Annotated in this window: 19 protein-coding genes; 4 read left to right on the top strand and 15 right to left on the bottom strand. The window is 34.1% G+C overall.

Annotated features, from left to right (window positions below):
* Positions 1–17: 17 nt before the first annotated feature.
* Positions 18–221, bottom strand: a complete 204-nt coding sequence (locus O1A01_RS13950; protein ID WP_066420676.1) for a DUF2187 family protein — start codon at positions 219–221, stop codon at positions 18–20.
* Positions 222–267: 46 nt separating this feature from the next.
* Positions 268–1,122 (bottom strand): alpha/beta hydrolase, encoded by an 855-nt coding sequence (locus O1A01_RS13945; protein ID WP_066420674.1) that lies wholly within the window; start codon positions 1,120–1,122, stop codon positions 268–270.
* A 155-nt stretch (positions 1,123–1,277) separates the two neighbouring features.
* On the opposite strand from O1A01_RS13945, the gene O1A01_RS13940 reads away from it, so the two are divergent.
* On the top strand, positions 1,278–1,907 hold the full coding sequence (locus O1A01_RS13940) for a YhcN/YlaJ family sporulation lipoprotein (protein ID WP_425319493.1): 630 nt from the start codon (positions 1,278–1,280) through the stop codon (positions 1,905–1,907).
* 38 nt (positions 1,908–1,945) lie between these two features.
* On the opposite strand, the gene O1A01_RS13935 is transcribed toward O1A01_RS13940, so the two are convergent.
* The 6 genes from O1A01_RS13935 to O1A01_RS13910 all read right to left on the bottom strand — a co-directional run bounded on the left by O1A01_RS13935 (position 1,946) and on the right by O1A01_RS13910 (position 7,664).
* Entirely contained in the window at positions 1,946–2,122 is a 177-nt protein-coding gene (locus O1A01_RS13935) for a hypothetical protein (protein ID WP_157076709.1), read from the bottom strand.
* A gap of 96 nt (positions 2,123–2,218) precedes the next feature.
* On the bottom strand, positions 2,219–3,400 hold the full coding sequence (locus O1A01_RS13930) for a toxic anion resistance protein (RefSeq protein WP_066420671.1): 1,182 nt from the start codon (positions 3,398–3,400) through the stop codon (positions 2,219–2,221).
* Positions 3,401–3,414: 14 nt separating this feature from the next.
* Positions 3,415–4,047 carry a 5-bromo-4-chloroindolyl phosphate hydrolysis family protein gene (locus O1A01_RS13925; RefSeq protein ID WP_066420670.1) on the bottom strand — a complete coding sequence of 211 codons (633 nt, stop codon included), beginning with the start codon at positions 4,045–4,047 and terminating at the stop codon, positions 3,415–3,417.
* Positions 4,048–4,183: 136 nt separating this feature from the next.
* On the bottom strand, positions 4,184–5,584 hold the full coding sequence (locus O1A01_RS13920; protein ID WP_270066414.1) for an NAD-dependent succinate-semialdehyde dehydrogenase: 1,401 nt from the start codon (positions 5,582–5,584) through the stop codon (positions 4,184–4,186).
* 100 nt (positions 5,585–5,684) lie between these two features.
* Positions 5,685–6,890, bottom strand: a complete 1,206-nt coding sequence (locus tag O1A01_RS13915; RefSeq protein ID WP_270064351.1) for an MFS transporter — start codon at positions 6,888–6,890, stop codon at positions 5,685–5,687.
* 273 nt (positions 6,891–7,163) lie between these two features.
* The gene (locus O1A01_RS13910; RefSeq protein ID WP_270064350.1) at positions 7,164–7,664 is read right to left on the bottom strand and encodes a YusW family protein; all 501 of its coding nucleotides are present in this window, start codon (positions 7,662–7,664) and stop codon (positions 7,164–7,166) included.
* 230 nt (positions 7,665–7,894) lie between these two features.
* On the opposite strand from O1A01_RS13910, the gene serC reads away from it, so the two are divergent.
* Together serC and O1A01_RS13900 are read left to right on the top strand one after the other, a co-directional pair.
* The gene (gene serC, locus O1A01_RS13905; protein WP_066420666.1) at positions 7,895–8,977 is read left to right on the top strand and encodes a 3-phosphoserine/phosphohydroxythreonine transaminase; all 1,083 of its coding nucleotides are present in this window, start codon (positions 7,895–7,897) and stop codon (positions 8,975–8,977) included.
* A complete protein-coding gene (locus O1A01_RS13900; protein WP_270064349.1) occupies positions 8,970–10,151 on the top strand; it encodes a 3-phosphoglycerate dehydrogenase family protein in 1,182 nt (393 codons plus the stop codon). Before serC ends, O1A01_RS13900 begins: the two co-directional genes overlap by 8 nt.
* A gap of 378 nt (positions 10,152–10,529) precedes the next feature.
* On the opposite strand, the gene O1A01_RS13895 is transcribed toward O1A01_RS13900, so the two are convergent.
* The 3 genes from O1A01_RS13895 to O1A01_RS13885 form a co-directional block, all read right to left on the bottom strand.
* Positions 10,530–12,455, bottom strand: coding sequence for a vWA domain-containing protein (locus O1A01_RS13895; protein ID WP_270064348.1), 1,926 nt, complete (start codon positions 12,453–12,455; stop codon positions 10,530–10,532).
* A 10-nt stretch (positions 12,456–12,465) separates the two neighbouring features.
* A complete protein-coding gene (locus O1A01_RS13890; protein WP_066419389.1) occupies positions 12,466–13,344 on the bottom strand; it encodes an ATP-binding protein in 879 nt (292 codons plus the stop codon).
* A 126-nt stretch (positions 13,345–13,470) separates the two neighbouring features.
* Positions 13,471–14,274, bottom strand: coding sequence for a TerC family protein (locus O1A01_RS13885; protein WP_066419387.1), 804 nt, complete (start codon positions 14,272–14,274; stop codon positions 13,471–13,473).
* Positions 14,275–14,681: 407 nt separating this feature from the next.
* Between O1A01_RS13885 and O1A01_RS13880 the strand changes: the two genes are divergently transcribed.
* A complete protein-coding gene (locus tag O1A01_RS13880) occupies positions 14,682–16,040 on the top strand; it encodes an MATE family efflux transporter (protein ID WP_066419386.1) in 1,359 nt (452 codons plus the stop codon).
* Between the two features lie 100 nt (positions 16,041–16,140).
* Here O1A01_RS13880 and O1A01_RS13875 read toward each other — a convergent pair whose 3' ends face one another.
* The 4 genes from O1A01_RS13875 to O1A01_RS13860 form a co-directional block, all read right to left on the bottom strand.
* The gene (locus tag O1A01_RS13875) at positions 16,141–17,439 is read right to left on the bottom strand and encodes a phytoene desaturase family protein (RefSeq protein ID WP_235858230.1); all 1,299 of its coding nucleotides are present in this window, start codon (positions 17,437–17,439) and stop codon (positions 16,141–16,143) included.
* A gap of 334 nt (positions 17,440–17,773) precedes the next feature.
* Complete coding sequence (locus O1A01_RS13870; protein WP_270064347.1) at positions 17,774–18,673, bottom strand: aminoglycoside phosphotransferase family protein; 900 nt, start codon at positions 18,671–18,673, stop codon at positions 17,774–17,776.
* Between the two features lie 118 nt (positions 18,674–18,791).
* Positions 18,792–19,592 (bottom strand): CAP domain-containing protein, encoded by an 801-nt coding sequence (locus tag O1A01_RS13865; RefSeq protein ID WP_066419383.1) that lies wholly within the window; start codon positions 19,590–19,592, stop codon positions 18,792–18,794.
* Between the two features lie 409 nt (positions 19,593–20,001).
* A complete protein-coding gene (locus O1A01_RS13860; RefSeq protein ID WP_066419381.1) occupies positions 20,002–21,153 on the bottom strand; it encodes a homogentisate 1,2-dioxygenase in 1,152 nt (383 codons plus the stop codon).
* Positions 21,154–21,165: the final 12 nt, after the last annotated feature.

Here is a 21,165-nt window from a genome sequence, read left to right as displayed (position 1 = left end):
GTTTATAAGTAACTTTGTCATCCTTTAGTAACTTTATAATTCTTATGGTTTATAACGGTTCTAATTGGTTCACCTGTGTTAGGATTCTTTCCGATATCAACTATAACGGAGCTATCTCTTACTGCAATAACCTGTCCCTTTATTCCCTTTCGGTGTCCTCCTTTTACTGAAATCGTATCACCAATATTTGCTACATTCGTTAGTTTATTTTCTGTTTCCATGTTTTCAACTCCCTTACACCTTGTATCGTTTCCATAAGAAATTCAATTATCCTTCTATTACTTTTTGCATATAATCATGTACGATTCGTCTTAAAGGATCTTTTTCATTGAGTAGATGGTGATGTCCCTCATCGAATAATACAGCATTGCTATTAGGAAATGTTTGTAGAAGATAATGACAATTATAATTCCAATCAACGGTCGTATCTTTATTTCCTTGAATAATATGAAAAATATTATCTTTCTTATTTATTGATTGCAAATTATTATACCAATTTTTTAATGCCAATAACCAATTATTTCGTATAACATTTACTTGTAAAGGGTCCTTCTTCAAAAACGTTAAATAGCTTTCATTAGAAGTGTTTTTTCGATACATCCTTTTTACATTCATACGAATAATATTCAAAAAAGGAGACGTGACAGTCCACAAATAAGATCGAATGAGTGGACATACTAAAATTACTTTTTCAAAAGGCGAATGGTAACGAATACAAAAATCTATTAGCATTGCAGCCCCAGTGCTATGCCCAATTGCAAAAAGCTTCTCTTTATCTATACTCCTATTCAATAATACTTCCTTGAAAGTTGAAGCGTAGTCTGTAAATGCTTTAACCTCTCCCCTGTTTCCACTAGAAAGACCATGCCCAATTAAATCAATTGTTTGCACTTCATATCCCTTTTGAATAAAAAAATTGATTGTATAATGCAAAGAATTAGAATGGTCAAGAAATCCATGAATAAGCCAAATTGTTCCCTTAGTAATAGGTGGAGTAAAGCTTTGTATAAATATTTTGTTGTTTTTACAAGTTAACCATTCATGGGAATGTATAGGTAAATGTTCTTCTAAATGATAAAAACGCAAATAGTCTTCTTTATTTTTATGGATTCCAAACTCCATTTTCTTTCACTTCCTCATATGTAATCATTATTTTGTCGTAACTAACTTTTATCACTATTTCTATTTATTAACAACTTTGCAAAGTATTTAACATGCTTATTAAGCATAAACTTTTCACTTCCTTCGAATGATAAAAGTATCCTTGAAGAAAAGAGGTGTTTCGATTGAATTGGAAAAGTATTATTATTGCAGGGATGACAGTTTCATTATTAACTGGTTGTGGAGCAGACCAAAGAGCAGAAAGAGGCGCTCCTAATGAGGCTCTAGATGTAAACTGGGAAAACCGAGGAGCACGTACAGGGTATATGGATGCTCGAAATGTTCGCTACAATGAAGGTATGTTTGGAACGAATGACCTTGGAACAGAACGAAACAGAAACAACATGAATATAAACAATACAGAAATCGGTCGTGATGGAACTTTCCGTAGTCAAAATGCAGCGAATGAATCACGAATGGCTGTAGCTGATAGAGCTGTTGATGCTGTAACAGATTTAGATGAAGTTAAAAGAGCGAATATTATTGTTACAAATAGAATCGCTTATGTTGCTGCAGTTTTAGATGATGGGCACAGTGGGCAATTAACCGAAGAAGTGGAAAATAAAATTGCAAGAGAAGTTCGAAAAACAGACCGTGATATACAAAACGTATATGTTTCCACAAATCCAGAATTTGTGGATCGTATGCAAGGATATACCAATAATATTAATGAAGGTCGTCCAATAGCCGGATTTTTCGAGGAATTTACAGAAACAATTTCGCGCATTTTCCCTAATGCACGATAATAAATGATAAGAAAGAGACCGCATTTTGGTCTCTTTCCTCATTTTAATTCTTCCTCATTAAATATAATTGCGTCTGCAAGTTGTTCAGCCGTTTGGACACTATATTTTTTAACCTCAACTAGTATTTCGTTGGTCACATTCTCGATTTCCTCGCGAGAATAGCCTAATCGTTCCATTGCAATTGTTGTATAGGCTATAATTTCATTCACTTCCATCGTATCCCTCCTTATTGATGATATTTTCTGTTAAAACAATCTTCATATACACTATCGCGGTTTTAAAGTATTTAAAAAAGCCCACACAATTGTGAGCTACTTTAGTTTGCGAGTCGCATTTAATAATTTTTGTTTTAATTCATTTTCCATTGAAACAAGCTCTTGTTCGACTTGAACACGTTTTTCTCTACCTTCTTGTTGTATTTTTAACGTTTCTTCTAACGTTTCGATTAAATTGGCTTGTGTCTTTTTCAATGTTTCTACATCCACAATCCCTCGTTCATTTTCCCTAGCAGCTGCAATTGTGTTCTGCTTTAGCATTTCCGAGTTTCTTAATAATAAATCGTTCGTCGTTTCCGTAACGCTTTTTTGTGTATCTACTGCCTTTTGTTGGTTATATAAAGATACTGCAATAATTAGTTGGTTTTTCCATAATGGAATAGCTGTTAGGATAGAAGAATGAATTCTTTCGACTAATGTTTGATTTGTATGTTGAATTAAACGAATTTGCGGTGCCATCTGTAACGTAATTTGACGACTAATTTTTAAATCATGCACACGCTTTTCTAATCTGTCGACAAATTGAAGCATATCAGAAACTGCTTGAGCTTCCATTTGATTGTTCGTTAATCGAGCTTTTTGTTCCATCTCAGGGATCGTTTTCGTTTGTAATTCCTCTAGTTTGTGTTCCCCAGCAGCGATATAAACATTTAATGCTTGAAAATATTCTTTGTTTTTATCGTAAAGTGACTCTAGAACAATATTATCTCGTTGCAAAACTTTTTTAAAGCTTTCCAGCTGATCAGAAATTTTATCGATTTCAAATCCAATTTTACGGTATTTAGCAAATAATTGATTAACTGAATTTCCGATGCCGCCGAACAATCTACTTAACATGCCTTTCTTTTTTGGCTCCAATTCACCGGGTTTTACCTCTTTAATTTTTGTCATTAAATCAGTAATAACCTCACCAACTGGACCTGCGTCCTTCGTTTGGATATGGGAGAGTATAGAGTTGGAAAAATTAGATAGTTCTGATTGTGCTGCAACTCCGTATTGGGATATAGCCTGCTGGTCTTCGGGATTAATTTGCTTTGCAATTTCAATTGCTTTCTTTTTATGCTCTTCTGAAAGGCTATTCATTGCCGATTCCTTTTGTTCTAGTTGTTGCTCTACTTCTATTATTTCCCCGCTATTAGTTGTGGAAAATGGGTTGTTTAATAAGTCATTTAAAGTGTCATCTTTAAGTTTTTGTTCCACGATTTTCTCTTTGTCCATTTAAAGCACTCCTTCTACTTTTTCAAGGTTGAATCGATATTTTTTTCGCTGTTCTTAATTAGTTTTAATTCTACATCGAGATTAGTTATATCATTATTTAAAATCGAAATAAGTTCTCGTTCCATCGCTTTTTCTAAGCTTTTCAACCCATCTTCTGCTTCCCTTATAGAAGACTTTATTGTATGATCTCTTACAGGCTGAGAAACTAACTTAACATATTTATCGGTAATAATAGCAGCAGAGTCTAAGTGTTGATGGATAAAGTGACTTGCATCTCGAAATCGTTGTGGTTCAGTCTCTATCATTTTTATTACTTTATTGGACATTTTATAAACGTTATTAATTGTTTGAAAGACGAAAATAGACCGAACTCTAAATCGGGCATTGTTAATTTCTTTCACTTTTTTCTTTGCCTCTTTCATTTGCTGTGCTACATACTTCTTTTCTTTATTTACTATTTTGTTCAAATTGCTATTTGGGATGAATTTTTTCTTTAATAACGAGTAGGAAGTAAAGAAAGTTATTAAACTAATTAGTGCAGATATAGTAAATTGAAATCCGCTAGAAAATAAAGCAATTAAAAATACAATTACCGATATATTAAACGAACCGATTAGAATTAAAGCTCGTCTTATGAATATTTTCACAATAAACTCACTCCTAGTGACTGTTATTTAGTTATATATATTATTACGATTATAACGAATAGAAGTTTCAAACTTATTATATCATTATTAATAAGAAAAGGTTATGTTCAAAAACAAACTGAACATAACCTTTTTATCAGATACTAATTGAAACATATTTAACTTCTACATATTCGTCTAAACCATAATGGCTCCCTTCTCTTCCGATGCCACTTTCTTTCAGACCTCCAAAAGGGGCTTGAGCGGTAGAAGGAGCAGCGTCATTTACTCCGATTATGCCATATTCTAAACTTTCTGTTACTCGATACATCCGACTTAAGCTTTCAGTATAGAAATAAGCCGCTAAACCATAGGGAGAGTTGTTAGCCCTATTAACTACTTCGTCTTCATTGCGGAAAGTAGCAATAGGAGCAACTGGACCAAACGTTTCTTCTGTCATCACCATCATTTCGTCCTTAACGTTAGAAATAACTGTTGGTTCCAAAAAGTTATCAGCAACAACTCTTCCACCACAATGGATCAATCCACCATTTTCGATAGCATCTTTTATTTGGCTCTGTACTTTGTTTCTAGCACTTAGGTCAATTAAAGGTCCGATATCAGATTGAGAATTTAGCCCATTTCCAATTTTTAATTTTTTCACTTCCTCAACAAACCGCTCTATAAATGTCGAGTGAATGGATTCATGAACAAAAATTCGATTTGCACAAATGCAAGTCTGTCCAGCGTTACGAAACTTGGATTGAATAGCACCTTTCACTGCTTTTTCAATATTGGCATCTTCAAATACTATAAATGGAGCATGCCCCCCTAATTCTAAAGAAACCTTTTTAACTGTTGTTGAGGCTTGTGCCATTAATTGCTTACCAATTTCAGTAGAACCAGTAAACGTTAATTTCTTTACACGTGGATTTTGTAACAATTTGTCACCTATTAAGTTAGATTTCCCTGTTATTACATTGAGAACCCCTTTCGGAATACCTGCTTCATGGCCGTATTTCGCCAGCAATAAAGCTGTTAATGGGGTTTGACTAGCTGGTTTAATAATGATAGTGCAGCCTGCCACTAATGCTGGTGCAACCTTTCTTGTAATCATTGCGGCTGGAAAATTCCAAGGTGTTATCGCTGCAACTACCCCTATAGGTTGTTTCTGTATGAGTATACGTTTTTCTCGAAATTGTGAAGGGATGGTTTCTCCATACATTCTTTTTCCTTCTTCTTTATACCATTCTAAGAAGCTATTTGCGTAATGTACTTCTCCAAGTGCCTCTTTTAACGGCTTACCTTGTTCCATTGTTAAGACACGCGCAATTTCTTCGGCGTTTTTATCTATGAGTTCATACCATTTATGTAAATAAGCAGCCCTTTCGTAAACGGATAAACGTTTCCACTCGTGAAAAGCTAATTCAGCACTGTTGATTACGAGGTCCATTTGTTTATGAGTAATAATAGGTACAGATCCAATTGTTTCACCTGTTGCTGGATTGGTCACTTCCATCCATTCGTTCGTTTTTACCCATTCACCGTTAATGTACATCGGTTGTTGCTCCATTATCCTCACTCCTTTTGTACAATTTACGTTTGTAGTTACCTATCTATTCGTTGAATTTAATTATATACAATAAGTTCAGTAGTAATTATAAACTGCCTTCTGCTTTCTTTTGAAAGTAAGTAGACTTTTTAGTTAGTTTAATATAATAAATGATAATAATAGTTAGTGAAAGTAATCCGAATACTAACGCCATTAATTTAAGACCAATTGTATCTAGGAATAGTCCTGTACCTAATAGAACTACTTGAAAAGCGACTCGATCTAACATATTACGAAATGAGAAAAATCTGCCATGGTATTCTTTCGGAATTTTAGTCTGAAATATCGTGACTGCTATAGGGAAAAAACAACCTACCGCTAACCCAAAAATGGCAAACGACATAAGCGACATCCACTTTACGTCGGCAAAAAATAAGGAAAGGTGTGCAAAAGCAATCAATGTTACAAAACTAAACATTAACGTTATTAAGTTTTTATCTTTTGAAATTCTTTTAACTGCAAATGCCCCTATCATAAAAAAGATACCTTCTACTGCATAAATGAAGCTTTTAATAGTTGAATCATCTTGTAGCTCACTAATATTGATAACCATTAAATTAAAGCCACCTAGAAATAAATAAGGGATCATCGTCAAAATTAATACAGTTAATGCAATCGGTGTTTCTTTTAAAACAGGAATTACTTCTTTGAAACTACTAGATTTTTTAATCTTTTTCGATGCAAGCCCTTCAGTTTCATCTATTTTTAATAGAAAAGTAGTAATTAATAAAAAGCCGTATGCGATGAACGAAGCTAAATATAATGACGATAAACTCATTACAACGAGCATAGCACCAGCAATGGCAGTACCTGCTATTCGAGACACAGTAGATACATTCATATGGATGCCATTCATTGTTAATAGATCATTATCCTTTACAATTAAAGGTATAGCTGATTGTAGAGCAGGGAAATAAAAAGCAGCTGATATTTGGATAGAAATCATAAACAATACCATAAAGGTAATAGAGCTATATTGTATCGCTAAAAACATAAAGCAAACACTTAACATACGTCCAATACCAGAATAAATCAGTACTACTTTCTTGCTATTTGAATCTATTATTCTTCCAGCAAGTGGTCCAACTAAAACACCAGCTAAAAGTCCTACAAACATGATGAGTGCTTTAACAAAATCCGAAGGAATAAAGGCTTGCATAAATTCTAAATTTCCTATTATGCCAGTCCATAACCCTAGGCCAGCAATAAATTCACCAATAAGTATTATCCACACATTTTTATTTTGCCACATTCCAATTTCTCCATTCCGTTAATAAGTGCAATGCTATTCATAATATAGCATTCTTCCATACATTTCGCTATACGAAATAATACAAAAAAAAGAGGGGGAAATGCTCTCCCTCATTAATCATAAATAAATTCAAATGTGTAAACTTTGCGCGGATATCTATAACTTTTCGACTAGCTCCGATGGCTTGGTACTGCTCATATTTTCCTTATCCTCAGTACGATAGGTTAACATTGATTCACACGTTCCAAAGCGAGCCACCTGTGCTTTTGTTCGTTATTGTGTAAATTTCACTTCTTTCGTCGTACCGTCTGTAAATGTTACTTCTAATTCAAATTCTTTATATTCAGTTGGTATACCGAAAACTGTCAAAATTTCTTCTGTGATCTCTATATTCTCCGTTTCTTGTGTGAAATTTAACTGTTCTAACTTAGGTTTTAGTTCATTGTATGCATCATCACCATACAACCTACGATCATTTAAATCGTCTTCAATTTTCGCTTCTCCGTTCCCTTCCATTTCATACTCTGCTTCATAAGATACATTGCGGTCATATTCAACATCTAAGTCAAATTTCATAAATGAATGTTGTATATCCTCATCTCTAACAGTCATATCATCATCGTCATCCAAAGGATTAATTTCCCCTTCTGTAATTCCAGGTGTTGTATTATTTGTGTCGCCAGTTTCTGGGGGTGGCGGAGATACGTCATTTTGTCCACAACCAGTAATGACAAAAAGCAGTGCAAAAATCATGAGTATATTTGTTTTAAACATTTTATCACCTTCCTGTTTTTTCTAAAGTTATGTTATCCATTATCGTTTTTATTTACTCTTAAATAAGTTTTTTTCTTGAATGGTATATGTAAAATAAAGCGTTTTTTTAATAAAGTACCGCTTTAAATTAACTGAGTTAAATTAAAAATAATATTCACTTGACTTGTAAACGTTTACTGCGTTAATTTTAAAAAATATTCAGATGTTTATTTATAGAAAGAAGGTTTATAATGACGCGCTCTTTTAATTTTTCTGCCGGTCCTTCTACTTTGCCGTTACCTGTATTAGAAAAAGTTCAAAAAGAATTTCTATCATTTCAAGGAACAGGAATGTCCATTATAGAAATAAGCCATCGTTCCAATTACTTTGAAGAAATTATGGAACAAACTGAACAGTTATTACGTGAATTAATGAATATTCCTAATAACTATAAAGTTTTATTCGTTCAAGGTGGAGCCTCTCTCCAATTTTCAATGGTTCCGATGAATTTATTAACAAGTTACAATACTTCCTATTATGTAAACACAGGGTCTTGGGCAAAAAAGGCAATTGCTGAAGCGGAAAAGTATGGTGAAGTTCATGTGCAAAATTGTCCTATACATCATATTCCAAAATTATCGTTAGATTCTATTAGCCTTGTTGATTATGTTCACATTACTACGAATAATACGATTGAAGGAACTAAATTTGCTTCAATCCCGAATACTGGGAATGTACCATTAGTTGCGGATATGTCGTCCAACATTTTATCAGAAGAGTATGATGTTGAAAAATTTGGAGTAATTTACGCTGGAGCTCAGAAAAATATTGGTCCTGCTGGACTATGTATCGTTATTGTTCGTGAAGATTTGGTTGGGCAAAATACGTTGCATACTTTACCTACGATGTTGAATTATGAAACGTATGTTAAGTCGAATTCTATGTATAATACACCTCCCACCTTCAATATTTACATAATGAAGTTAGTACTTGAATGGTTAAAACAATTAGGTGGCGTGCAACAAATAGAAAAAATAAACAAAGAGAAAGCAGCATTATTATACAACTTTTTAGATGAATCAACTCTGTTCTATTCCAATGTTCATATCGAGAATAGATCACTTATGAACATCCCTTTTAACACGACTTCTAGTCAATTGAATGAGCAGTTTATTAGTGAGGCAACCTCTGCTGGTTTCTATTTTTTAAAAGGGCATAGGTCAATAGGTGGAATGCGTGCTAGTTTATATAATGCAATGCCCATAGATGGTGTAAAAGCGCTTGTTAGTTTTATGAAGCAATTTGAAATGAAGGCGAGGATGTCAAATGTTTAAAATTAAAACCTATAATTCTATCGCTCCGAAAGGGTTACAAGTTTTTGAGAATAACTCGTACATGTTAAATGAAAGTGATAATCCTGATGGTATTTTACTAAGGAGTTTTAACCTACACGACGAATCTATTGCGCAAAGTGTAAAAGCTATCGCTCGTGCTGGTGTAGGAGTGAATAATATTCCAGTAAAAGAATTATCAGAGCAAGGAGTAGTTGTTTTTAACACTCCAGGTGCTAATGCAAATGCTGTTAAGGAGCTAGTCCTATTAAGCTTATTCGTTTCTTCTAGAAACTTTCTGCCTGCTATAGAGTGGACGAACACATTGAAAATTGATAATAGTACTTCTATTCCATCTCAAGTGGAAAGTGGAAAAAAACAATTTGTCGGCAATGAAATAAGAGGAAAGCGTTTTGGTGTTATTGGCGTTGGAGCGATTGGTGTATTAGTAGCGAATGATGCACTAGCTCTTGGTATGGATGTTGTTGCGTATGATCCATTTATATCCGTTAATACTGCGTGGCAATTATCTAGTAATGTGCAGCGAGCACATAATATGGATGAGATTTTTAGCACGTGTGATTATATAACCCTCCATGTGCCATTAACAGACAAAACTCGTAATATAATTGATGAAGCGGCGATCGGCAAAATGAAAACGGGAGTACGTTTATTGAATTTTTCAAGAGCTGAATTAGTAAATGTTGAGCATTTACAAGATGCATTAGAGAAAGAAAAAATATCCAATTATATAACGGATTTTCCTACGGAGAAACTATTGAAAATGAAAAACGTCATTACGATTCCACACTTAGGTGCTTCTACAGTAGAAGCAGAAGAAAATTGTGCATTTATGGCAGCTTCTACTCTCAAGCAATACTTAGAAACTGGGAATATTCAACATTCGGTTAATTTTCCAAACGTGTATTTGCCATTTACTCGTTTATCAAGAGTAACAGTTGCACATAAGAACATTCCGAATATGGTTGGGCAAATTACTGCTGTTCTCGCGCAATACGAGATGAACATTGCGAATATGTTAAATAGTAGTAAGGATTTATGGGCATATACTATTATTGATTTAGATAGTAAAGCAGAACATAAAGATTCTATCATTCAAAAATTACTCACAATAGATGGTATAAAAAAAGTTAGAATTATTGAGAACGAAAGATAATCCTTCATTTTTAAAGAGGTTGGGACGTAACTATTTTCACCAAAGTAAATAACGAACAAAAAATAGTACGGTAATAACCCGCTCCGGAAATATACTTCGCTTTCCGCGGGCGTGTCTAGTTACGGCGGCTTGGCCCTCGAGACATAAGCCAGTCACTTCCGTTGGGCAAAGAGCACCCAACTGCAGCGCCTGTCTTATGCTTGTCGGGCCAAATCGAGCCGCCTTCACTTTTCGTACTGGTGAGCCTCCTCGTGCTAAAGCACTGCTATCTTCTCACCTATGCCTTTTCTCCCGCTGGAGTCTACGTATATTTCCTCCGCTAATCCTGCGATAGTCCGTTATATATCTGATCAATTTAGTTTTGTCCCAGCCTTAATATCAGATACTTTTTAGTAATAGTTTTTTTAATAAAGGAAATAATACATCTGGTAATTCATCAATGTTAGGTACTAGGATGCTATACTTTCCGTACATATTTTGAATTGTTTTCCTTTGGCTCTCTTCTATTACTCCATTCGAAAGGAATACATTTATTACTTCAATTCCTTGCTTCCTTGCATTCATTACTGCTTCATGCGTATCTACAATGCCATTTTGTTCATAATTCATCGCAGCGGGCTCCCCATCGGAAAATACAAGGAGGAACTTTTGTTTTTCGTTTCGATGTAGCAAACGATTGGCCATATGCCTTATTGCATAACCATCGCGATTATCTTCTTCTGGTTGTAGTTGAAGAATTTCTGGTCCGGTTTTTTGTAAGCTTGAAGAATGGAAATCTATAACTGTTTTAAAATAATTTGGTTGACTTATCTCTGTGGCATTATTTGTATCTTCCCAAAATCCAACTACTTCATGGGGAACTTTAACCGATTTTAATGCTTCGTGGAATAAAGTAATTCCATATTTCGTTTCATCCATTTTATCAAACATAGATGCTGAGCAATCAACTAAAAGAGTGAAAACTGCATCTATTTCCATAGATTCAGCATTCTTTTTATAAAACATTCGAGGGGATTCGTCTGTGAACCACGGAAGTAAATTTTTACTTAGTCTCCCGAAGTGCAAATTACTTCTAGGTGATGTGAGTTTATGCTCGAGTGTTTTCTCAATCATTTGCTTTAACTTTTTTTGGTATGATGACACCATCGCTTGAAATTCATTGTAAGACTGTTTGTCTTCTCTAAGCACAGGTTGGGCTTGAAGAAAAACAGGATAGGCGAATTTATTCTCTTTCCCAAAATCACCATCCTTGCCGCCCTCTTTCATTTGGTCATCACTTACAACCTCAAGCGAATCTGTTGGTGAAAAGTCGTTTTTGGATGATTGTTGACTCGATCCTTGAACAATGCCTAGTGCCTGATCACCATCCTCACCTTCGCGCACTCCTTCTCCCATCAAATCAGTTTTTGCCCCTGACTCTAAATCGAACTGAAGAAAGCTTTGAGTATTCGTTTCGCTTTCACGATGCCAGGTTGGAAGTTTGTCTTCGTGTATATCTTCTTCCCCTGTTTTATCTTTATCACTTTCATCATCGTTCTGTAATTTACTTTTCCTTTTAATATCATCAAAGTTGAGACCTTCTTCTACAATTTCCTTGTCGGTAAAGTCAGGTGTGAAAAAGTATAAATTCAACATATCGTTGTCCAATATATCTTCTATTACTTCTTGTACATTTACACAAATTTGAATAATTTCATTTGTCGAAGTTGCCTCATAACATTTACTACATTCAGAACGAATATATGGTAGAGCTAAGTTTATTTCATCACTTATAATCGGAATCTCTTCTAATGGATTATTCGTAGTTAATACGATGTAAATTAGATTGTATAGTGCATCAATCCGAATGTTTCTTTCATTATTTACCGTCAATTGACTGCGAAAGTATTTCCGATATTCTTCCCTGCGGATTTCAAAAGATTTCACAGTCCCAGTGCGTTCTTTTTTTATTAGTTCTTCTACCCGTAAGTCTTCTAACAACGAGAATAGTTGTCGTAAGAAATTTCCGTGCTTTGCTTTTTTTATTTTCTTAAGGAACTTTAGTACTTCTGTATAATTTGTATGTGGAACATTTCCTAAACTCCTTATATATACGTCTGATTTTAGGCCATGTATTTTTTCAAATGTTGGATGGGTATCCCAAAAAAGACTAATATATAGTACTTTATCAAATGGATCAAAATAAGATTTGAACGCATATTCCACTTCAAGTTGTTCGATTTTAGATAATGATACGGATAAATCTAAAAGTTCCATAAACAGAAGAGAATCAATTTTTTTATCATTAAAGACAATGTGTCTCATATTACTCGCCTCATTCAAATAACGTTCTTGCTACATTCATTACAGCTGATTTTTCCCGTTCGTCATCTAGTTTTTCTGCAATTCCGCGTTGAACTGCACGAAGAGTTGGTAAATATACAGCTAAATCACAAGTATCTATTAATGCTCGTACAGATGCAGCTTCTTCTGAAAGGTGTCCGTTTTTTACTAATGTTTGTAAATCGTTTGAAAGCACAACGAATTTTTGTATTAGTTTTTCATCCGTAAGTTTCGATTGTGACAATAGTACTTGTTTTAATATGTCACCTTGAATATAAGGAACATCTATAACAATAAAGCGGTTTTTTAATGCTTCATTTAATGGAACCGTTCCCACATAGCCTTCATTAATGGCAGAAATAACGGCGAATCCTTCTTTTGCCCGAATTACTTCTCCAGTAAACGGGTTTGTTATAGTTTTTCGATAATCTAAAACACCATTTAAGATTGGTAATGTTTCTGGTTTCGCCATGTTGATTTCATCAATATAGAGTAAGTGACCTTCTTGCATCGCTTTAATAACTGGGCCAGGTACAAATGTTATTTCCGCAACACCATTATGTTGACGAATTGTTTTATAACCTAATAATGCCTCTGCGTCTAAGTCTACAGAACAATTGATACTATGCATTGGTTGGTGGAAAACAGAAGATAATGTTTCTGCTAATTTTGTTTTACCGGAACCAGTGGGTCCTTTAAGAAGGACGTTTTTACCCATTGCTAGAGCAATGATACTATCAAATAAAAGGTCATTATTATTAGAGGTGTAGCCACCACGTCCTATTAAAGACTGCTCATCTGCCTTCAGGTCTTTCACTTTATTTTCATCAATTAATTTTTGAATATTATTTGGTAATTGTATATTATACATCTAAATTCTCCTTTTACATCTCTTTGCATTATATAGGAAAAAGCTGTTGATAAAATCAACAGCCTTTTTATTATAACAGTCATTTTATTATACATGAAGTAATACAAATCACAATTAATTCTTTATTTACATATTCTCTGCTTTTTTAACTCTATCAGCATGTTCTTCAACAGGATTTTTCTTCTTACCACCTATTATATAGCCACCAACTGCTAGGCCGATGAGTACTGCCCAGAAAATACCTTTCCATACTGGGTGCTCCGGCACGATATGTGGAATAATATGGACGTTTGGATGTGCAAGTGTAAATACAGCCAGTTTAACCCCTACCCAACCAACTATTAAAAATGCAGCCGTTTCTAATGTTGGGCGTTCTTTCAATAATTTTACAAAATACGTAGCTGCGAAACGCATAATAACTACTCCAGTAAAACCGCCTAGGAAAATGATGATAAACTGTCCACCATCTAATCCCCCAATAGTTGGTAAGTTCGTTTTCGGTAACGTCATTGCTAAGGCAATCGCTGCAAGAATAGAATCAACAGCAAATGCGATATCCGCCAATTCCACTTTTAATACAGTCATCCAAAAACTGGATTCTTTTTTCTTCTCTCTAGTAGCCGCCGCCTCCTCGGCTTTGGCGCTTACTGCTTTTCTCCATAAATGATTGAAACAAATAAACAGTAAATATAGAGCCCCAATTGCTTGAACTTGCCAAATATCAACTAAAAACGAAATGATAAACAATGATCCAATTCGGAACACAAAAGCACCTGCTAGACCGTAGAAAAGTGCTTTTTTACGTAAATCATCCGGTAAATGTTTTACCATAATAGCTAAAACTAGTGCATTGTCAGCTGCTAATATACCTTCTAATATAATTAATACTAACAATACCCAACCGTACTCTAACAATAATTGAACTTCCAATTTACTTCCTCCTTAATATAAAAAGCCTCTACCCTACTTTTTCAGGTAAAGGCTTTTTGTGCGTAAGAACACAAAAAAGACCTTTACCTAAATAGAACTTAGGCAAAGGTCTTGCTAACAACAATGGTTGCCGATAACGCCGGAAACTGATCTACAGTTACGAGATGACGACATTATCGTTTTCATAGCTACTCCCCTTTGAATGGGCTTTCGATATGTAATTGATACTAATATATTAATAATATAATAGATTCATGTCAACATTTTTAATTAGATTTAGTGACACTTTGTTAAAATTATTGTAAAAAAATATAATTATATACAGCTAATATAATTTTCACTTTGCGTTATTTTTTCTCGATGATATAATCTTTAAGATTACGTGTACACATAAAGGGGATTATGAAATGAAACAGGCTCATACATATAGAGATAAATTGAAAATATTTATTCAAATTGTTATACCAATTGTAATTACTCAAGTTTCTTTATCCTCTATGAATTTGTTCGATATTATGATGACTGGAAATGTGAGTGCCACAGATTTAGCAGGTGTAGCAGTAGGTTCTGGATTGTGGATTCCTGTTTATACGGGGCTTAGCGGTATTCTCTTATCGATTACTCCGATTGTGGCTCAATTAGTTGGAGGAAAAAAAGGTGGGGAAGTATCTAATTCTGTAACGCAAGGGCTATACGTTTCAATAGTCATGAGTTTAATTGTCATCTGCCTTGGTGCTATCGTGCTTAACCCAATTTTAAATGGAATGACATTAGAAAATGAAGTGCGTTATGTTGCTAAATATTACTTAATAGCATTATCATTCGGTATATTCCCGTTATTTGCATACTCTGTAGTAAGAAGTTTTATTGACGCACTTGGTCATACGAGAATTTCTATGATTATTACATTATTATCCTTGCCGATTAACGTATTATTAAATTATGTACTGATCTTTGGAAAACTAGGCTTACCAAGTTTAGGTGGGATTGGTGCTGGTATTGCGTCTGCACTTACCTATTGGCTCATTTTAATTATTTCTCTATTTATTGTATTAAAATATCAACCCTTTGCTGTTTACGGTATTTTAAAATCTTGGGTTCCTATTCAGTTTAATAAATGGAAGGAAATTTTATTAATTGGAGTGCCAATTGGTCTGTCTATATTTTTTGAGACAAGCATTTTCTCTGCGGTGACACTACTAATGAGTGCTTTCGATACGATAACGATCGCAGCACATCAAGTTGCATTAAATTTCGCCTCCTTTCTTTATATGATCCCTTTAAGTATTTCGATGGCGTTAACGATTTTAGTGGGATTTGAAGTTGGAGCAAAACGGTGGAAAGATGCTAGGCAATATACGTTTTTAGGAATAAGTATAGCTGTTATTTTTTCAAGTATACTTGCAATTTTCCTATTCTTCTTGCGCGAGGAAATTGCTTCTTTATATACGAAAGACACAGATGTTTTATTATTAACAACTGTATTTCTAATTTACGCTCTATTTTTTCAGTTGTCGGATGCAATTGCGGCACCGATACAAGGAGCATTACGTGGTTATAAAGATGTTAATGCCGCATTTTATTTAGCTCTTATATCTTATTGGGTTATTGGCCTTCCAATTGGTTTTATTTTAGCTAACTTTACCGAGTTAGGAGCTTTTGGTTATTGGGTTGGTCTTATTGTCGGACTTGCCGCTGGTGCAATCGGTCTTTCCTTCCGATTAATTCATTTGCAAAAAAAGGTAGTGAAAATGGAAAGTGAATAAAAAGGTCTCAAAAGTCAGTGGAGACACTGATTTTTGGGACCTTTTTCTGTCGTTTATTGATATGTTCAACTTTCAATCCAATGGTAGGATAGCATATCCATTATTTTTTTAAAATTAAATTGGCTACGTTTAATGCACTTGAGAAAGATAACTCTGATAATTGCCCCTGTCCTTCACACCAGTCTCCAGCAAAAAATGTGTTTCGGAAATCCGGGAAGTAAATTGGCATTGCCACTTGGTTCATATTCCATTTAATTTCTTGTACGACAGCATTTTTAGAAACACGTTGTACTACTAAATTTTCTCTCCAGCCATTAAAATGCTTATCATACAGTGCTTCAATTTTCTCTTTATACTCTTCAAGTATTTCTGGCTTTCCAATCTCCTCTTCTTTTAAATATGCAACTGCTTGAAGGAGCTGTCCGCCCTCAGGTGTACATGTTTCGTCGTAGTAAGAAATGTCAGTTATAAACATTTTATTTTCTTGATCATAAATATAAGTGAATGGGCTATCGACTCTTTCAGAAAGGCCAATGTCGTATACGTATACTTTCGTTGATTGATATTTTGCGTATTGTTTTACCCAATCTTCAATTTCTGTTTCCGTAAATACTTTAGCAAGTTCCTTCGGAGGAATACAAAATACAAAGTCATTTGCGCTGTAAATAGTGTCTCCGCAATGTAATTCCGTTACTTTATTATTAGCAGTTACGACTTGTTGAAGCTTCGTTTTTTCAAAAATTTCTCCATTATTATCTTTAATAACACGAACAAACTCATCGATTAGTGCTTGCCAGCCTCCGCCAATGTATGCGACTGGCTTGTTTGTTGTGAAGATTCTTTTATAGTATTGAAAAAACACTTCTGATGGAATTTGTTCTGGTTCACTTGTAAAGAAGTTAGATGATGCTAACGTTAACATCATTTTCTTTACGTCGCCTTCAATCTTATTCTTTTCTAACCATTTGCCAATGGAAACGTGTGGTTCACCAGAATCAATACTTAACATTGTTTTGAATACTTCCCATGCAAATAACACTTTACCAGGTGATGATAAAATCTTTGTTTTAAATAGTCCTCGTACGTTGGATGGTACATGACTTAACTCTTTTCCTGTATCATATCTAGCTTTGTAAGGATTGAAGTCATTCCAATCAATATTTAATTTTAGCTCTTTTTCAAATGTTTTTAAAATGGAAGTATCTCGACCGTAAATAGCATGTGCCCCAAAGTTAAATTTAAACCCTTTTAACGGTAATGTTACAGCTCTCCCCCCGAGCTTCCCTCTTTCTAAAACGGCAACTTTCTTCCCGTTATTAGATAAATACGCAGCAGTTGAAAGACCCGCAAGTCCACCGCCAACGATTACGACATCAAAATTCAGAATTTGTTTCTCCACCTTAAGTACCCCCAATATGTAATCGTTTACACAAATGAAAATATTTTATTTGAATATTTTCATTTTAATTATATTAAAATAAAAGATTATATATCTATATTATTATTAATAGTGAGATAAATCAATGATTTAAAAGACGTTTATAAAATTTTTAACAATATTTACTACTTGTAAATAATATGCTAATATTTTAAATTACTTTCTGAAAATTTCCTGTTTTTAAAAAATATGAAGAATCATCTAGTTAATTCAATTATAATTACAAAAATTAAAAGGCTATAAATGCCGTTTGACACTTATAACCTCATTTGTTTTGTCGTTTTCACGTTCGTTTTCATCCTTTTTTATACCAGCTTGGAATTGCTCCTTGGAAATAATCATGATCGTTCAGTATATTCTTAATTCGAGTTTCATTTTCTTCGATTAAATTTGGTGTAACTTTTTCTGTCCACACAACCGAAGGAAAGATAATCATAGCCGTATACAAATTGTACAACCTCCAAAAAGATGACGGTATATTATGTTGAAAATACCCATCTATTAGCCCGTTGCAAAATGGGATGCTTACTTCCCTACTAAACATTCCTGTCTTATATAAATCATGAATCGGATCTCCCCAATCAAATCGTTCAAAATCAATGACTGCTGATAGTTTCTCGCCAGAGCAAATCATGTTGTTAACATGAAAATCATCATGTTGGAGAGTGATACTCCTTTCCTTCATTAGATCATAATTTTCACTAATAAATTCTTGTATTAGAGTATCCCCTTCTATTTTTGTATTGCTATTTTGATACATTTGCCAATACCGTTCATTTTTTTCTTTTTTATACATATACCAATCAAGGGAAACTTCAGATTTAACTTTATGTATTTTTTTCAATTCCATTCCTGCTTCTATCCCAATTGCATACTGCTTTTCTGTAGTCAATAAAGGTAAAATGTCAGAAGCATCTTTGCCACTTACGTATGTGAAAATAGAGTAACAACTTGTTGAATCGTACGTAAATTTAATTGGTTTATTAGTTTTAACTTTATTTTGAAATGCTCGTTGATGAACTTGAAACTCTGTATACTTCCTTTCCGTATTATTTCGTTCAGATACTTTAACTAAATATGCTTGTTCGTTAGTCTTTACATAATATTTTTTGTCTGAAGAAAAACCTTTCTTTATTTCTTTTATTTCTTTAATTGGCTGGTCTAACCACTTCTGTAATTGCAATAGAAATGACATCTCTTACCTCCCTTTCCTTTTACTAAGTAACAATAAATTCTCTTAAACTATACAATATTCCTCTTTTGAAAAAAAGAAAAATACTCTATCAGCATGTGATAGAGTAAGAGAAGTACTTTTATTTACCAATAAACATTTGAGTCCAATAGTTTCCTTGTTCAACATGTCCAACGCCAATATGAGTAAATGACGAGTTCATAATGTTTGCTCGGTGACCAGGAGAATTCATCCATGCGTTTACTACTTCTTCAGGGCTTCGTTGGCCCATGGCGATATTTTCACCTGCGCTCTTATATGAAATTCCAAACTGGTTCATCATTTCAAATGGAGATCCGTAAGTAGGACTTGTATGTGAAAAATAGTTTTGAGTTTGCATATCCTTTGATTTCTCACGCGCTACTTTACTTAAGTTTTTATCTAATTGAAGAGGTGCAAGTCCTTGTTTTGCTCGTTCTTCATTTGTTAACTGTACAACCTTTTGTTCAAATGCACTTACACCAATTGATTGGTCTGTATTCGTTTCTTGTCTTTTTTCCTCTTCAACTGATTTGGAAGGTGGTGTTGTTTGAACAGGCTCTTTTGGTTGCTGTTCTTTTTCCGGTTCTTTCGATTCTGTTTTAGCTGGTTCTTTTTCTATTGGTTCATTTTGTTCTTTTGTAGGGACTTCCTCTTTTGAAGTTGGTGCTTTTTCTTCTACCGAATTACTTTTCTGCAACTTAGACTCTAGTTCCGCCATAAACTTTTCAAAAAACGTCTGTATATCATCTTGATTTTTAAATACAGTAACTTGTTTGATGAAATGGTTTTTAACATAGGTGTTTGAGCCGGAATCCGCTGAAGCGATTGTTCCGAATGAAAAAGCTACTATAAAAGTTAATGCTGTTATGAAAGAAAGTAATGTTCTCTTACTTTTCAACATATTTGATTCCTCCCTGTTTACATAAGTGTTTGATAGCTACGAAACTATCATAGCATCTGTTTCTTGTAATATTTTAGGAAGGATATGTAAGTGTTTAATATAGAAAGGTTAGAAGAAGGATAAACGGTGTTACGAAAGCAAAAGTCTACTTTTCGTTTTTGGGTTTCCCTCCCATTCAATGAAATATATACTAATGAAATGGTATTGACAAATTTTTATACTCGACGTTTTATTACATTTTTTATCGTTATGTGACAATTATTGCGCTTATATAATGGAAGATTAAAGTTTGATGATTATAAAAAGTGGGCAATTCAATAAGTCTTAAAACAGTAAGAACATATAACTTAACAAATAACAAAAAAGGCCCCTAAAGTCAGTCGCTACTGATTTTTGGGACCTTTTTCTCTTATTTTTCTATCCACGTGAACATATAGTTTTTATCCTCAATTGCTTGTGCTTTTTTTACTACTTTTAATGGTCGGAATGTGTCGATCATAACAGCTAGTTCTAACGTTTCTTTTTTACCGATACTAGCTTCGGTTGTTCCAGGATGTGGCCCATGTGGTATGCCTGAAGGGTGTAAAGTAATCGATCCCTTCTTTATTCCTTTTCTACTCATAAAGTTCCCTTCTACATAATATAAAAGTTCATCACTATTTACATTACTATGATAATATGGTGCCGGGATTGCTTCTGGGTGATAATCATAAAGTCTTGGAACAAAAGAACAAATAACAAAATTATGACCTTCAAAAGTTTGATGTACTGGAGGCGGTTGGTGAACGCGACCAGTTATCGGCTCGAAATCTTCAATATTGAACACCCAAGGATATAAATAGCCATCCCAACCGACTACATCGAGCGGGTGATGTCCTAAAATATGTGAATGAATAAACCCGCGTGTTTTAGTTAAAACTTCAAATTCTCCTTTTTCGTTAAACGTTTCTAACTCTTCTGGTCCGCGTATGTCACGTTCACAAAATGGACTATGCTCTAACAATTGTCCATATTCATTCCGATAACGTTTAGGAGTTGTAATTTGACTAAATGATTCAACAAATAATATTTTCGTCGTTTCTGTTGGGGTAAGTCGGTAAATTGTACCGATTGGTAAAGTAACATAGTCGCCCGGCCGATAAGTTATAGATCCGAACATCGATTCTATTTTCCCTGTACCATAATGTATATAGAGAACTTCATCGCCATCACCGTTACGATAAAAGCTTTTCATCGGTTCTGTAACTAATACGGTCCCAATTAATAAATCGTCATTACCTAATAAATATTCTCTAGCTTGTAATGCATCACCTTTAGTTTCTATTTCAGTCGTTAATAAATGTCGATGGTTAAGTGCATCTTGTTCTTCATATTCGGGTAAATAACGATAAAGTTTTGTTGATTTTACTACTTCTGTCGGTAAAAAATGATGATATAAAATCGATTGTGTCCCGGAAAAACCTTTGGTCCCCATTACTTGCTCACGAAATAACGTGCCGTCTTCCTTTTTAAACATCGTATGTCGTTTATGTGGTATTTTACCAAGTTGGCGGTAATACATTCGTCATCACCT

The organism is Sutcliffiella sp. NC1, from assembly GCF_027594365.1.
GTDB lineage: Bacteria > Bacillota > Bacilli > Bacillales > Bacillaceae_I > Sutcliffiella > Sutcliffiella cohnii.
This window is presented reverse-complemented; position numbering and strand designations above follow the sequence as displayed.

Coding starts and splice junctions, on each gene's coding strand:
- O1A01_RS13950 (WP_066420676.1), bottom strand. CDS start 221: ATGGAAACAGAAAATAAACTAACGAATGTAGCAAATATTGGTGATACG.
- O1A01_RS13945 (WP_066420674.1), bottom strand. CDS start 1,122: ATGGAGTTTGGAATCCATAAAAATAAAGAAGACTATTTGCGTTTTTAT.
- O1A01_RS13935 (WP_157076709.1), bottom strand. CDS start 2,122: ATGGAAGTGAATGAAATTATAGCCTATACAACAATTGCAATGGAACGA.
- O1A01_RS13930 (WP_066420671.1), bottom strand. CDS start 3,400: ATGGACAAAGAGAAAATCGTGGAACAAAAACTTAAAGATGACACTTTA.
- O1A01_RS13920 (WP_270066414.1), bottom strand. CDS start 5,584: ATGTACATTAACGGTGAATGGGTAAAAACGAACGAATGGATGGAAGTG.
- O1A01_RS13915 (WP_270064351.1), bottom strand. CDS start 6,890: ATGTGGCAAAATAAAAATGTGTGGATAATACTTATTGGTGAATTTATT.
- O1A01_RS13910 (WP_270064350.1), bottom strand. CDS start 7,664: ATGTTTAAAACAAATATACTCATGATTTTTGCACTGCTTTTTGTCATT.
- serC (WP_066420666.1), top strand. CDS start 7,895: ATGACGCGCTCTTTTAATTTTTCTGCCGGTCCTTCTACTTTGCCGTTA.
- O1A01_RS13900 (WP_270064349.1), top strand. CDS start 8,970: ATGTTTAAAATTAAAACCTATAATTCTATCGCTCCGAAAGGGTTACAA.
- O1A01_RS13895 (WP_270064348.1), bottom strand. CDS start 12,455: ATGAGACACATTGTCTTTAATGATAAAAAAATTGATTCTCTTCTGTTT.
- O1A01_RS13890 (WP_066419389.1), bottom strand. CDS start 13,344: ATGTATAATATACAATTACCAAATAATATTCAAAAATTAATTGATGAA.
- O1A01_RS13880 (WP_066419386.1), top strand. CDS start 14,682: ATGAAACAGGCTCATACATATAGAGATAAATTGAAAATATTTATTCAA.
- O1A01_RS13870 (WP_270064347.1), bottom strand. CDS start 18,673: ATGTCATTTCTATTGCAATTACAGAAGTGGTTAGACCAGCCAATTAAA.
- O1A01_RS13865 (WP_066419383.1), bottom strand. CDS start 19,592: ATGTTGAAAAGTAAGAGAACATTACTTTCTTTCATAACAGCATTAACT.
- O1A01_RS13860 (WP_066419381.1), bottom strand. CDS start 21,153: ATGTATTACCGCCAACTTGGTAAAATACCACATAAACGACATACGATG.